Source organism: Akkermansia sp. N21169 (assembly GCF_029854675.1).
Taxonomy (GTDB): domain Bacteria; phylum Verrucomicrobiota; class Verrucomicrobiia; order Verrucomicrobiales; family Akkermansiaceae; genus Akkermansia.
In genome coordinates this window covers 26,757-41,047 of record NZ_JARWNC010000032.1, presented here as the reverse complement: position 1 = coordinate 41,047, position 14,291 = coordinate 26,757, and the positions used below count along the sequence as shown (strand labels likewise).

Here is a 14,291-nt window from a genome sequence, read left to right as displayed (position 1 = left end):
AAAGGGAATTTTACAAAACATGCGATGACACGTTTTCTGGTGAACCGGGTATTTTGCCGCTTGAAAGGCGTTCTCTTTCGTGTCAGTGCGTATAGGCATGCGCTTGATGTTATTGACGAGTGTTCTGGCTGCCGCGTGTATTTGGATAGGCCGGGCACAAGCTGGTTCTGTCCCTTTTGCGGCTTTTCCTGGGCAATCAAGTCTTGATCTTTCGGCATCGGCTCCTCAGGAACGGGCTTCCTTCGGCATCCAGCTGGATAACGATTTATTTGTCGGTAGCGACTGTAATTACACGAACGGTATCCGTTTTGCCTATTTATCGGAAAGTACCCCGGTGACGGGTTCCAGCTTCTGGGACTGGCAGGCTTTCGGTATGGATCGGACGCCGGCTCTGAGAAACCAATGGGCACTGACGCTGACCCAGCTCATGTTCACTCCCGAGAACAAGTCCAACATGCCCCTGTATGGAGAACATCCCTATGCCGGGTATCTGGGCCTTGGGTTCGGCAATCTGGTCAAAAACGAGGATAGAGCCAATTCTCTCGAATTCCAGATCGGCGTTACGGGCAAATGTTCTCTGGCGGACGATGCCCAGTATACGGTTCACCATTTCTGGGAGATGGATCAGTGGCCCGGCTGGCAGTACCAGATTCCGTCCGAAGTTGTATTTGAAATGTATTTCAAGCGGTTTTACCGCATCTCCGGTTTGGAATACAAGCATCCCTCCGGATTTGCAACGGATGGATACGGCTATTGGAATGTGGATGCCGGGACCGTTTATGTTCGCGCCGGAGGTGGGGCTGCCTACCGCTTTGGCTATAATCTGCCCAATGATTCTCCTACGGAATATTCCCTGAACGGAGCTAATTTCCAGACTTCGCCTTTTGTTCGGAATGAACGGTCGATATCCGACTGGAGTGTTTACGGAACCGCAGCCTTGGGGGTCCAGGGCGTGGCCTACAATGCCTTTCTGGATGGTCCCGTCTTCCATAACTTCCCAAAATATGTGACCAAATACCCTGTCGTGGGCAATGCCTCCCTGGGGGTAGGCATGCGCTACAAATCCTTCGAAGGATTTTTCGGATATCAATGGGTTACGAAGGAATACTCGACTCAAAAGGGAATCCATTGCATCGGTACGATCGAATTGCGTTACCTGTTCTAACGAGTTTCCGCTTCCTGTCCCTGCCTTTTGTACGCGATGTGCATGATGGGATGGCGTTTTTCTTTCGGGAAGGGGAAATTTTGCTTGTTGTAGAATTATTTTGTTTTGTAAACTAATATACTTCGCAGCACCTGCAATCCTCTTATTCCGATGAATTTATACGGAAAGATTATCAAAACACGTATAGGTATAGTCAGCGCAGCGGCTGTTTTTCTGGTTTCATTCGACAGGCTGGGCATCATTTTGAATTTTATCAAAGTCAGGGGAACCACGATGAAATTATTCCTACCTATTCTTGTGATTTCCATGTTGGGGATCTCGGGCGAATGTATGTCGGCCGAAAACACTCCCTCGGCTGCCGCTTCATCATCGTTCCTGAACCCGTTGGAATCGGTGATCAGTTCAAGAAAAACGCCTGCGCGTTTGTACAAAAACGACTCCAACCCTTGGATTCAGGAATTTAATCTGAGCCTTCGTGCGCAATATCAGTGCGGATGGGTAGATCCCCATGAGTCGCTGTACCCCGGATCCAGCGGATATGACGACGAAGTCCGGCGTCTCAGGGCCGGATGGAACATGACATTCCTGCACGACTGGAAATTGGTCAATATTTGGAACCTCGGAGGTTTGGACGGGTTTGGATATTACAGCAACGGGTATTGGCATCACCATAAAAGTATGACCGGCAATCTTTACGATCTTCATCTGGAGTACAAAACAAGAGGCGTGAAAATTTCCGTAGGTAAAAATTTCCCTGCACATATGATGGAATTCCGGGAAAGCAGTGCCGATTATCTTGTTCCGGAAATTGCTGTCGCGGAAGAATCGGTCCGTGGAGATAACAGCTATGGGTTGATCGTCTCCAATGACAACAGAAAAGACCCGTTCGGATGGATTGTTGCTGCCTGGTCCGCTACTCTTACGGGGGAGCGTCTTGCCTGGACAAACTGGGAATCGGCTTTTACCCAGGTGCAATTGTCCCATGAGGTCAAGTTGCGGGGAATGGAGGAAAGCCGTGTCTATTTGGACTGGTTGCATACGTTTTCCGACATGAACGATTATGCCTTGAATGATTTTCATGCCAAATACAGCGGTACCAAGGCTCAAAACATTTTTGCCCTTTATTACCGGGGCAAGAGCGGCCCATTCAGTATCATGACTGAAGTCTTGTGGGCGAGCGACCCTATGTCGCGCAAGGTGGATGGAGAGGTCATGTGCCCCTCAGACATTTATGGTTTCATCCTGACTCCCGGCTGGATGTTGACGGATCATATCCAGGCAATTGTCCGCTATCAGTGGGCCAAGGGAAAAAATGCCTTGAAACTGAATCCCCATTACTCCGCTATGGCTCGTACGGGAGGTTCTTATGTCGATACTTACCAGGCAATCTCTCTGGGGTTCAATTTTTATCTTTTGCCAGAGGATCCCTCCCGGTTCAAAATCATGACGATGGCGGAATATGCACATTCGGGGAGAGATACCGGCCCGGCGGGTTTTTCGGGATGGACGTATATTGTCGGTGCCTATTTCAATATTTGACAAATTGATCGGATAGGTTTTCTTCTCAAAAAATTCTTCCGCATGAATCCATGCAGAAGAAAAATAAGTTCGATTTCCGATTTGGTTCCGATATAATTCCGGAACAATTGAGACACGGAGAGCAGGCAGGATGGCGCGACAAACCATCCTTATAGTCCTCGGAGTCAATTTGAAGTATCCTACTTCGCCTTCAGGGTACTCGTTTTATCCTCTCGGGGAATGAACCTGCTTTCCGTGTCTCGTTCCGTACTACCAATGGTTTTGATTCATTGGAAGATGTCCAGCAGCCCGGTGCCTGACAGGCAGGGTAAGGGACGCAGTTTGCCTGCGGGAAGAATATTTGGCAAAACTCCGGGCTGTTCATAATGTGGTGAAAGAAAATGTGGCGCAGTAACAACACTCTCTCGTCCGCAGGAGGCGGAATCCGGATTTAAACAAAGACTGCAACCAAGTTTTCCTCCGGAAAATCCGGTAAGGAAAATGGTTATAACCGTAGTTCATCCTTTCGCGAGATGCCGATACTGTATGTGTGCAGGTCGTCTTCTGGCTTCCGGTCTTCGATTTGCGAGCCAACATAACTTCCCATCCCCTAAGAGGACAGTGTTATGCCGGAATCTACCGGTTACAGCGGCGCGTCCGCGACGGATTTTCACCGTCTTCCGTTTCCTGCGCTGGTTTGTTAGTTATCCGATTGCCTTTCCCAAAGCAACAGAATTCTTTCAAATCTATGTCTTTCGGCATCTTGGTATTTGCAATGCATGTTTCCGCAATGGATACGCACTGATTTCTTGCGTATTTGCGAACCGCATGTATAGTCCGCGCGACTGCAAGGGTTGCAGCGTGAAAGACTAACCACTTTTTTCAATTGTGAACGCTACTCGTACTTTTACGACAGGGTTGGGAACGGAGGGGATTTATTATTCTCTTCCTGCTCTGGCCGAAGCCGGTTATGCCGGGCTGGACCGTTTGCCCGTATCCATCCGCATTGTTTTGGAATCCTTGTTGCGCAACTGCGACGGGCTGAAAGTGACGGAAAAGGATGTGGACAATCTCGCTTCTTGGAATGCCAAGGCACCGGGCGACTATGAAATCCCTTTCACCGTGGCGCGAATTGTCTTGCAGGACTTTACGGGAGTTCCCCTTTTGGTGGACCTGGCGGCCATGCGTTCCTCCGTCGAACGCCTGGGCAAGGATCCCGGTGTGATCGAACCCCTCGTCCCGGTGGATCTCGTCGTCGATCATTCCGTCCAGGTGGACTGGGCTGGTTGCGACGGGGCTCTGGAAAAGAACCTCGACAGGGAATTTTTCCGGAATGCCGAACGTTACGAATTCCTGAAATGGGGCAAGGGTGCGTTCGACACGTTTTCCGTTGTTCCTCCGTCGGTGGGGATTGTTCATCAGGTGAATCTGGAACACCTTGCTCAGGGAGTGATGGAAAAGGATGGCGTTTATTTCCCCGATACGCTTGTCGGTACGGATTCCCATACGACAATGATCAACGGCCTCGGCGTAGTTGCCTGGGGCGTTGGCGGCATTGAAGCGGAAGCCGGCATGCTGGGGCAGCCCGTGACCTTCCTTGTTCCGGAAGTGGTCGGCGTTCATATGACGGGTTCGTTGCGCGAAGGGGTAACGGCTACCGACCTTGCTTTGCACGTGACGCAGATACTGCGTAAGCACGGCGTGGTAGGCAAGTTTGTCGAATTTTTCGGTGAAGGTGCTGCTTCCTTGTCCTTGCCGGATCGTGCGACGGTGGCGAATATGGCTCCGGAATACGGAGCAACCATGGGCTTTTTCCCAATTGACGAACGTTGTGCCGATTACTTGCGCCAGACCGGCCGCAGCGAAGCTGCCGTCCAAACGTACGAAAACTACTTCAAGGCCCAGAGCCTCTGGGGGATGCCGCGTCTGGGCGACATTGATTACACGGATGTTTTGGAATTGAACCTTGGTGATGTTGTTCCGGCCGTTTCCGGACCTCGCCGACCGCAGGACCGTATTGAACTGTCGCAGGTCAAACCGCGTTTTGAAGCCCTGCTGAAAGCTTCGGTGACCGAAGGCGGCTATGGCAAGGATGCTGTGGATTCGGTCAAAGTCTCCATGCACGCTCCCGCCGGTGTCCCCGAAGATATGGACGGATACGAGAAGGATGTGGAGCTTCGCGATGGCAGTGTCCTGATTGCTGCCATCACATCCTGTACCAATACGTCCAATCCGGGGTTGATGCTGGCAGCCGGCTTGCTGGCAAAGAAGGCCGTGGAAAGAGGCCTCAAGGTTCCTCCCTACGTCAAGACCTCTTTGGCTCCAGGTTCGCGCGTAGCTTCAGACTATTTCGCCGCCAACGATCTGCAGAAACCGCTGGATGCCCTCGGTTTCCAGACAGTAGGCTACGGTTGTACAACCTGCATCGGCAACTCCGGTCCTCTGAATGCCCAGGTGGAAGATGCCGTGCGTTCCCATAACATTGTGGGGGCCTCCGTGCTTTCCGGTAATCGCAACTTCGAGGCTCGTGTACATGCGTCCGTGAGAGCCAATTTTTTGATGTCTCCTCCGTTGGTTGTGGCTTTTGCTCTGGCCGGGCGCATAGACATCGACTTTGAAACGGAACCCGTCGGCATGGCTGCGGACGGTCAGCCCGTCTTTCTGCGCGACTTGTGGCCTACATCTGGCGAAATAGGAGAAGCCGTGGCAAAATCTCTCAATCCGGATATGTTCCGCAAGCGTTACAGCCTGACGGCTTCTTCCAATCCCCGTTGGGAAAGAGTCCCTGCTCCCGGAGGAGCCGTCTATGCTTGGAAGACTGGTTCTTCCTATATTCAGGAACCGCCGTTTTTCGACAATTACACGGGAGAAATGCGTGATATCAATGATATTCTGGATGCCCGTCCTCTGGGTATTTTCGGAGATTCCGTGACGACCGACCACATTTCTCCTGCCGGTGCCATCCGTGAAACCAGCCCGGCCGGGGAATACCTGAAAGCTATGGGTATTGCGAAGGCTGACTTTAATTCCTACGGTTCCCGCCGTGGCAATGACCGTGTAATGACGCGCGGAACTTTTGCCAATGTACGGATCAAAAACCTGATGGTCGATGGTGTGGAGGGAGGGTATACGCTGTATTTTGGCGGTGGCTGTGTGCCGGCGCCGGACAAGGATATTTCTTCCTGTTGCGGGAAGCCGACTTTCATTTACGATGCCGCCATGGTCTATGCCTCTGAAGGTATCCCCCTCGTCGTTATCGGAGGCGAGGATTACGGGATGGGGTCATCCCGCGACTGGGCTGCCAAGGGAACCAATCTTCTGGGGGTCAAGGCTGTTGTGGCCAAGAGCTTTGAACGTATCCACCGCTCCAATCTTGTTGGCATGGGAGTTCTACCGCTGGTCTTTGCCGACAAGAAGGATTACGACTGGATTGCCGGTCTGAAGGATGTGAAGTTCTCCATCATCGGACTTGGCAATGACGTCAAGCCACGGCAGACCGTGACACTCCGTGTGAATGCTTGCGGCGTGACCCGGGATATTCCCGTCGTTGTCCGGATCGATACGCCGATTGAGAAGGAATACTACCGCGCCGGAGGCATCCTGCCCTACGTACTCGGGCAGATTTTGAAAAACAAATAACGATCCTGCCTAACAGTAAAAAGAAGGGGGAGTAAAGTTGAATAGCTTTGCTCCCCCTTCCTTATCCTGGGATTTATTTCTCCCGCGCATTCTTTCGGAATTGGGACGGTGTTTTACCGACTCGTTTGGAGAAGAGGGTTGCGAAGTGCTGGGAGGAATAGAATCCGCATTCGGCGGCGATACCGGTGATGTTTTGCCGGTCGGCAATCAGAAGTTCTTTAGCTGCGTCAAGCTTGAGTTCGATCAGGTAATCGGCAGGAGAATAACCTGTGAGCGTCTTGACTTTGTTGTTGAATGACGTCGCACTCATGCCGAAGGCATAGGCAAGATCGGCTACCTTGATTTTCCGGTTGAAATCTTCTTTTAGGATACGGGTCAAATGCGCGACGAAATCGTCGTCCCGTTCTTTACAGGATTCTCGCGTTTTCAGAATGCGCGCCAGCCGGATAACCAGAGAATCAAGTAGAAGATGGATTTTTTCCTCGTATCCGATGTCTTGATTGCTGATTTCCCGGTGAAGTTTCCGGAAAAGTTCGATGAGATTGCTTCCTTTGGGAATGACGGGGTTGGTATTGCCGGCCAACAGGCGCCCTATTTCCATCTGGGTCTCTGCTTTGATGCGCGACCAATGGCCCAGGCAGAGCCTCCCGTCCTGTGAGAAAGTTGCGGGCTTCAGGATCATCCACGATAAAATACCGCGATCCAGGATTTTCTCCGGGCTGCCGTGGTATTCCCACGGACAGGTGATAAAGGCTTCGCCCGGATACAATTGGTAATGTTTCCCTTCGACGACCCATTTGTAGGTTCCTTTGACAACATAGTTCAGTTCAATGCCTTCGTTGTAGTGCATATCGAGGGAGTGCGGGGAGATCCCGGAAAATTTCAAGACGCCCACTTCCCTGAGGTATTGGGAAAATGGAGCTAGCATCGGGCAGTTATTCCAGTGGACAAAAAGGGAGTTTTCGGGATCCATGCCTGTACTCTAGCCCATATGGGAGGGGAAAGTCTGGAAGAAAAATGTTCATAATTCGACAAAGTAGAAAAATGAACGCATTGGGAAAAATAAATATGTATATTATGAGATATTCAATCCCATTTCAACCATGTCTAAATCTTCGCTAAAACTATTGACAATGTTTTTTGTCTTCCTGCTGGGTGTGCTGACGGCATCCGGTGAATCCTGGAAAACATCGGTTCGTCTGGATGCGGCGAATGCTTCCGAGGCTGCTCCCTGGGGCCGTTTCGAGTCGTATGAATGCCCGGTCGGAGCCGTTGCTCCATGGAACGGGGAAAGGAAAATTTTTTTCGGAAACCCTCTTGAGTTCAATTTCGAAGGACTCGAAGACGGACGGGACTGCATGATTAAAGCTACATTTTTGAGCGATGGACCGAGGGAACTTGCCCTGGATACCAACGGAACCGAATTGGAAGCTGGATTGAAACTGGAGAAGGGCCAGCCGCATTCCTCTCAATGGATCATTCCGTCATCCCGTCTGTATGGAGGGCGCCTGACTCTGACCATTAATGCCATGAGCGGTCCCAATGCCGTTATCCAGACATTGGAAATCTTGACCCGTGACGGTCGGAAGTTGAAGCCGGGCGAACACAAGGAATTCAAGGAACCGACCCAAGACGAGTTGGAAAAGCTGGTGATGCCTATGCCCGGAATGGCTCCACGTCCGACAGCAGTGGAAGGTACGTCAACTCCGATTCTATCGTTGGATGGGACATGGGAATTTTCATCGACCGGCAACACGGGAGAATTCAAGCCCATCCAGGTCCCCGGAGAGTGGAAAATGCAAGGGTTTGACGTGCCTCGTGGTCAATTTGCACGTTACCGTAAATCGGTGTCTGTCCCTGCAGATTGGAAGGGAAGGCGAATGAAAATGCGTTTCGACGCCGTGCATGCCGTCTGCCGGGTAGTGGTTAATGGCAGTGAGGTGGGAAGCCACGAGGGCGGAATGGTCCCCTTTGAACTGGATGTCACGGATGCCGTCCGTCCTGGGGAGGACAATGTGGTTGAGGTCATGGTGCAAAGTGAATCCGTTGCGGACTCGGTCGGCTGCATTTCCCAATATGCGGCTCACCAGGTGGGAGGAATTCTCCGCAAGGTGGCCATGATTGCCTTGCCGGATTTACATGTGGCCTCTGATAATAGCCGTACGACTCTTGATGGTGCCGATGCTGTCTTCCATTACGAAGCGAATATCGCCAATGCCGGGGATTCAGTCCGTCCTGTCGTACTGACTGCCGCACTCAAGGATGCGAATGGTCGGGAAGTCGTTTCCTGGAAGATACCGGTGGAAGCTGTTCCCGGCAAATCCACGGGAGTAGAATTCACCCTTCCTGTGAAAAAGGCGAATTTGTGGACATCGGAAACTCCCTATCTTTACACGCTAGTGTGTACCTTAAGCGAGAAAGGCAAACCTCTCTCCCGCTATGAACGCAAAATTGGACTCCGCACGGTGGCGGTTAGCGGCAATCGTCTTTTGGTCAATGGTTCGCCCGTTAAATTGCTGGCCGTCAACCATCATGAAGTTCATCCCCTGCGTGGCAGGAGCCTGACACCCGAACTGTGCAGGAAAGACGCTGAACTTTACAAGGCAGCCGGGGTCAATACAGTGCGGACGTCTCACTATCCGCCCAGTGAAGAGTTCCTTCAGGCATGCGATGAATTGGGGCTTTTTGTCGAGTCGGAGTCGGCTGTTTGCTGGATCCAGCATGGAGCAAGCCCTGTCTGGAGACGCTGGAATTATCGCAATCCCGACTATCTTCCCTATCTTCTGCGTCCGACGCTGGATCAAATGGCGGCAAACCGCCACCATCCGTCCATCATCATGTGGTCCCTGGGCAATGAGTCCGTGTGGAGCTGTTTATGGGAAAAAGTGCTGGAAGTGGCCAAACGCTATGAATCGTCACGCCCCCTTGTCTTCCATGACCAATGCTGGGGTGGCTACAACAACGCCGGTAGCCATGCCGATATTGCCAACTACCATTATCCCTCCGAGAATAATCCGGACGAATGGAGTAAAACGGGCCGTCCCGTCTGGTTTGGGGAATACGCTCATCTTCAGTGCTACAACCGCCGTGAATTGGCGACGGACCCCGGAATCCGGGAGGATTGGAGCCGTCCTCTCCAGCGCATGGTGGATCTGATGTGGGACCAACCGGGATGCCTGGGCGGCGCCCTGTGGAGCGGCATTGACGATGTGTTCCATCTTCCTGACGGCAACCTCTGCGGCTATGGTCATTGGGGGCCCATCGATGGCTGGCGGCGTGCCAAGCCGGAATACCATGGCATGCGTATGGCCTACACGCCTTTCCGTGTGTTTGGCGTTCGGGCCGATTCCGGAAAGCCGGTTTGCCTCGATGTCCAGAACCGTCAGAATTTCCTGAACCTCCGGGACAACCGGATAACTTGGTCGTGCAAGGGGAAAACGGGAGTAATCCGGGCGGATATCGCCCCTCATGCCCGGGGAGAAATAACTCTGGGATCCGGTTTTCGCAAAGGAGATGAAGTGACCTTGTCTGTCAAGGATCCGTCCGGACGTGAAATAGCCCGTGAAGTCATTACAATTCCCGGTGGAGAAAACAGGGAAAATCTTTCATCCGACGGCAAGATTGCCTCGATGACTCTGGTGTCCAACGGTGTAAAAATCCATGGTATTGAAGTTCCTCTTCCGGTTCCGATGGTGCTGGATATCAATGATTCCGGTGGTTCTTCAGGCCCTGCGGGCAGTACGTTGGCCAATCAGATTGACCCTTATACTCCCGTGGAAGTCTGGACATGGAAGAGCGATGGTTCCTACAAGGGAGCCGGCAGGCGCTGGACGGGTGACGGTGCGTGGGGAAGCGGGGAATTGGAATTTATTCCCCGGAAGGGAGGAAGCATGCTCGTCCGCTATGCTGTAACTGTCAATCAAGACGTCAATCCGCGTCAATGGGGGCTTGTCTGGACGCTTCCCCGGGAGTTCGACAGGATGGAGTGGGATCGCAAAGCCCATTGGTCCTGGTATCCCGAGGACCAGATTGGTCGTCCTCGTGGAACTGCACAGGCTTTACCGGTCGTACGAGAATGGGTTGAAGAACCTGGCAAAGAGCCTCGGCATGCTTGGAAAGATGATGCCAATGCGTTGGGTTGCAATGACTTTATCGCAACGAAAATGAATATCCGCCGTGTCTTGATGAAGAATGAACAAGGCCGTTGCTTCGCTTTTCGCCCCGCATCCGATACTGCTCCCCAGGCTTTGAGAGCCTGGGTGTTGCCGGAGGGAGTGCGCGTGTTGATGGCCGGGTTTAATACCGGCGGAGCGGACCACTTTTTCGCAACTCACTACAGCGGAGAACGACGGCCCCTGAAGAAGGGCGATACTATCCGGTCGGAGTTCATAATATCCGGTGCGGAAATGAAATAACGGAACATCTCAACATAAGAAACATATATGAATTCCAAGGCAAGACTCATCCATGCTATCAATTTCCGGGAGACCGACCGTCCGCCCGTGTTTTGCAGCATTGTTCCTCAGTTGGCGGACAAACTGGGAAGTTATTTCGGCATGGCGGTAGAGGCTCCTATTGATTCGCCCATGAGTTCCAACCGTATTTCATGGATGGATCTGATGCTGAGACTGGGAAGCGACTGTGTCTGCGTGGCCTCCTGCGCTCCGGATACGGCTCCGACGCGTACGCTGGATGACGGACTCATGGTGAATGAATGGGGAATCGGCATGCGCAATCATGGATTATACGACGATTTCGAGCTTCATCCTCTTGCCCACGTAGAAACCGTGGAGGATGTCGAGGCCTTTCCCTTTCCCGATCCGGATGCCCCGGGACGCTTTCGGCTGGCGCAGGAAGCTATTGAAAAATACGGAAAGGACTACGGAATTATCGGAGACTTGGAATGCTCGATCTTCGAAACATCCTGGTATCTGGTCGGATTGGAAAAACTGTTCATGGGTATGGCAATGGAAGAACCCTGGGTGGATGCCTTGTTCGACAAGGTAGCTGCATTTCATATTCGGGTAGGGTGTACCCTGGCAGCCTTGGGCGCGGATGTTATTTGGTGCGGTGACGATATCGGTTCCCAGAATGGGCCGATGATTAGTGTCGAGATGTTTGATCGATATTTCTTCCCTCGTATTCGAACTATGTTCGCCGAATTCAAGAAAGTGAAGCCGGATGTGAAAATTGCCTGGCATAGTTGCGGATCCATTTTGCCGTTCATTCCGCGCTTCATTGAGGCGGGGCTCGACATCCTGAATCCCATCCAGCCACTTGCCGCCGGGATGGATCCCGTGTGGTTGAAGGAGACCTATGGCGATCGCCTGGTTTTCTTCGGAGGGATTTGTGTTCAGGAACTCCTGCCGCATGGCACGACGACCCAGGTGAAGGAAGAGGTTCTCCGCCGGATTGCCATTCTGGCGAAAGGCGGCGGCTACATTCTTGCACCGGCTCACAATATTCAGGCAGATACGCCCATTGAAAACATTCTTGCAATGTTCGAGGCGGTACGTTCCCTGGAGCAAGTTCACTAAAATTCTAACCAACCATCATCACATTATGTCTGATACGGATACCCTGTATGAATCCATCCTCTGCGGCAAACCTCTTCCGGCGCTGGACGCGACCCGTGCCGCCGTTACCTCCGGTGCGGCCCCCGGAGATATCATCCACGACCATATGATAAGGGCCATGGAGGAAGTAGGGAGGCGGTTTGAACAAGGGAAAGCCTTTGTCCCGGAACTCCTGATGGCCGCACAAGCGATGAAGAAATGCCTTGAATTTTTGAAACCTCTCCTGAAAGAAGATGAGTCTATCCAGGCCGGTCGCATTATTGTCGGTACCGTTAAGGGGGACTTGCACGACATCGGAAAGAACCTGGTGGCTTCCATGTTGGAAGGATGCGGGTTTGAGATTGTCAACCTCGGCACGAACGTGAGCAGTGAACAGTTTGTCGCTGCCGTCCGCGAACACAAGGCGGATATCCTCGGTATGTCTGCCCTGCTGACGACAACCATGCCCTACATGCAGGAAGTTGTGGCGGCACTGGAAGCGGAGGGCCTGCGTAATTCCATCAAGATCATGATTGGTGGGGCTCCGGTGACGGAGGAATTTGCCCGTACCATTGGTGCGGACGGTTTCAGCCCGAATGCCAATGCCGCCGTGTCTCTGGCACGTTCTCTTGTCCAGAGTGCATAAAATGCCCTTTTCTCTCCGGCCATGAAGACCTCCCTTCCGCCTATGCTGGAGACAGTTCCCGTGGATTTTGTCTCCCTGTCCGTTCCGGACATTGAAGTCTGCCGTTACATGGGATATGGCGACCATGAGGCTGATCCCAGGATTCTGGTCATACTGGATGACATGAAGCGGGAGCTGGCCTCCATTTGTGCGCCGTCGTTCGGGTTTAGAACTGTTGAGGGAGATATTGTAGATGGCCGTACGCTTCGTTTGGAAGATAAAGAATTCCATCCGGACCGGATCATTATGCACTGCCTTCGCGGAAGTGAAGACTTCTTCCTTTTGGTGGCAACGGCAGGGTCCGCTTACGATGCCTGGCGGCACGATGTGGAATGTTCCGGAGACATGGTCAGGCTTTTGGTTGCGGATTCCCTGGGATCTGCCATTGTGGAAGCCGTTGCTGCACGGGCTCTGGACGCTCTGGAAACCATTTGTGCCCGGGAAGGACTGCATATTTCCAATTCGTACAGTCCCGGTTATTGCGGCTGGGACGTAATGGAGCAGAAAATGCTGTTTTCTCTGCTTCCCGACGCTTTTTGCGGCGTGTCCCTGACGGAGTCCTGTCTCATGGTGCCGATTAAATCCGTGAGTTCTGTCGTAGGATTGGGGCATGGACTGGTCAAAATGCCGTACGGGTGCGCTATTTGCCGGAAAAAAGATTGTTACAAACGCCGCCTCCCCAAGAGAGGCATTCAATTAAACCTGAATCGATATGAATAGAAAAATGAAACAATGGGTGGCGGATTGTATCGCCTCCTCCGAATGCAGGGCCATGCCCATTCTTTCGTTCCCTGCAGTCTCCCTGATGGGGATTACCGTCAAGGAACTGATTTCCGACAGTAGCTTGCAGGCCCGTGCCATGGAAACGGTTGCTCGGCAAGTGGATTCCGTAGCAGCCGTCAGCTTGATGGATTTGTCCGTGGAAGCGGAATGCTTTGGCGGAACCGTCCATGTATCCGACGACGAAGTTCCGACTATTGTCGGGAGCCTCGTTTCAACGCCTGAGGAAGTAGAGCGGCTGGTCATACCTGCCGTTGGTACCGGGCGATCCGGGCTTTATGTCGACGCCGTTTCGCAAGCCGTCGAATTGATTCGGGACCGTCCCGTGTTTGCCGGCATGATTGGCCCGTTCTCTTTGGCCGGACGTCTGATGGATATTACCGGCATCATGATGGCCTGCTATGAATCTCCCGAAACCGTACATGCCTTGCTAGACAAAACGACCTCCTTTTTGGAAGAGTACGCTCTGGCATTCAAGCGGGCCGGAGCCGACGGTGTTGTGATGGCGGAGCCGATGGCCGGCCTCCTTTCCCCCGAGTTCGGAGATGAATTCTCATCCCGGTACGTCAAACACATTGTGGAACGTGTCCAGGACGACGACTTTATTGTGATCTACCATAATTGCGGAGGCAGTGCCGTGCACATGGTTGACTCCATTGCCGGAACGGGTGCCGCCGCCCTGCACTTCGGCAATGCCGTGGACATGGCGGACGTCATGCCCCAGGTCCCTCCGCATGTTCTTGCCATGGGGAACGTGGATCCGTCCGGACAATTCCGTGAAGGAACGCCGGAATCTATTCGGGCAACCACGGTTGCCTTGCTGGGAAAATGCGCGAAGTGGCCCAATTTCATGATTTCTTCAGGATGTGATATTCCTCCTTCGACATCCTGGGAGAATATACGGGCGTTTTTCGAGGCCGTGCGGGAATTCGACCCGCATCTGTGAGGA

Annotated in this window: 9 protein-coding genes and 1 riboswitch; of the genes, 8 read left to right on the top strand and 1 reads right to left on the bottom strand. The window is 52.6% G+C overall.

The window, feature by feature from the left end; all coding sequences use genetic code 11:
• The first annotated feature begins 97 nt into the window (after positions 1–97).
• From QET40_RS03650 to acnA, 3 genes are all read left to right on the top strand, one after another.
• On the top strand, positions 98–1,165 hold the full coding sequence (locus tag QET40_RS03650; RefSeq protein WP_280125823.1) for a lipid A deacylase LpxR family protein: 1,068 nt from the start codon (positions 98–100) through the stop codon (positions 1,163–1,165).
• A gap of 273 nt (positions 1,166–1,438) precedes the next feature.
• Positions 1,439–2,704 (top strand): hypothetical protein, encoded by a 1,266-nt coding sequence (locus tag QET40_RS03645; RefSeq protein ID WP_280125822.1) that lies wholly within the window; start codon positions 1,439–1,441, stop codon positions 2,702–2,704.
• A gap of 516 nt (positions 2,705–3,220) precedes the next feature.
• Positions 3,221–3,389: riboswitch (cobalamin riboswitch) on the bottom strand.
• A gap of 182 nt (positions 3,390–3,571) precedes the next feature.
• A complete protein-coding gene (gene acnA / locus QET40_RS03640) occupies positions 3,572–6,322 on the top strand; it encodes an aconitate hydratase AcnA (protein ID WP_280125821.1) in 2,751 nt (916 codons plus the stop codon).
• Between the two features lie 73 nt (positions 6,323–6,395).
• Here the strand turns inward: acnA and QET40_RS03635 are convergent, their stop codons facing one another.
• Complete coding sequence (locus QET40_RS03635) at positions 6,396–7,295, bottom strand: AraC family transcriptional regulator (protein ID WP_280125820.1); 900 nt, start codon at positions 7,293–7,295, stop codon at positions 6,396–6,398.
• A gap of 130 nt (positions 7,296–7,425) precedes the next feature.
• On the opposite strand from QET40_RS03635, the gene QET40_RS03630 reads away from it, so the two are divergent.
• From QET40_RS03630 to QET40_RS03610, 5 genes are read left to right on the top strand one after another with little or no spacing between them, the layout of a single operon-like run.
• Positions 7,426–10,737, top strand: coding sequence for a glycoside hydrolase family 2 TIM barrel-domain containing protein (locus QET40_RS03630; protein ID WP_280125819.1), 3,312 nt, complete (start codon positions 7,426–7,428; stop codon positions 10,735–10,737).
• Positions 10,738–10,764: 27 nt separating this feature from the next.
• On the top strand, positions 10,765–11,859 hold the full coding sequence (locus tag QET40_RS03625) for a uroporphyrinogen decarboxylase family protein (protein ID WP_280125818.1): 1,095 nt from the start codon (positions 10,765–10,767) through the stop codon (positions 11,857–11,859).
• A gap of 25 nt (positions 11,860–11,884) precedes the next feature.
• Complete coding sequence (locus QET40_RS03620) at positions 11,885–12,523, top strand: corrinoid protein (RefSeq protein WP_280125817.1); 639 nt, start codon at positions 11,885–11,887, stop codon at positions 12,521–12,523.
• 21 nt (positions 12,524–12,544) lie between these two features.
• The gene (locus tag QET40_RS03615; RefSeq protein ID WP_280125816.1) at positions 12,545–13,282 is read left to right on the top strand and encodes a vitamin B12 dependent-methionine synthase activation domain-containing protein; all 738 of its coding nucleotides are present in this window, start codon (positions 12,545–12,547) and stop codon (positions 13,280–13,282) included.
• Positions 13,275–14,288, top strand: a complete 1,014-nt coding sequence (locus QET40_RS03610; RefSeq protein WP_280125815.1) for a uroporphyrinogen decarboxylase family protein — start codon at positions 13,275–13,277, stop codon at positions 14,286–14,288. The genes QET40_RS03615 and QET40_RS03610 overlap by 8 nt, the downstream gene beginning before the upstream one ends.
• The last annotated feature ends 3 nt before the right edge of the window (positions 14,289–14,291 follow it).

What these genes read in the sequence shown, in the direction of transcription:
- QET40_RS03615 (WP_280125816.1), top strand. Translation starts at nt 12,545, where the DNA reads ATGAAGACCTCCCTTCCGCCTATGCTGGAGACAGTTCCCGTGGATTTT.
- QET40_RS03650 (WP_280125823.1), top strand. Translation starts at nt 98, where the DNA reads ATGCGCTTGATGTTATTGACGAGTGTTCTGGCTGCCGCGTGTATTTGG.
- QET40_RS03625 (WP_280125818.1), top strand. Translation starts at nt 10,765, where the DNA reads ATGAATTCCAAGGCAAGACTCATCCATGCTATCAATTTCCGGGAGACC.
- QET40_RS03645 (WP_280125822.1), top strand. Translation starts at nt 1,439, where the DNA reads ATGAAATTATTCCTACCTATTCTTGTGATTTCCATGTTGGGGATCTCG.
- QET40_RS03620 (WP_280125817.1), top strand. Translation starts at nt 11,885, where the DNA reads ATGTCTGATACGGATACCCTGTATGAATCCATCCTCTGCGGCAAACCT.
- QET40_RS03610 (WP_280125815.1), top strand. Translation starts at nt 13,275, where the DNA reads ATGAATAGAAAAATGAAACAATGGGTGGCGGATTGTATCGCCTCCTCC.
- QET40_RS03635 (WP_280125820.1), bottom strand. Translation starts at nt 7,295, where the DNA reads ATGGATCCCGAAAACTCCCTTTTTGTCCACTGGAATAACTGCCCGATG.
- QET40_RS03630 (WP_280125819.1), top strand. Translation starts at nt 7,426, where the DNA reads ATGTCTAAATCTTCGCTAAAACTATTGACAATGTTTTTTGTCTTCCTG.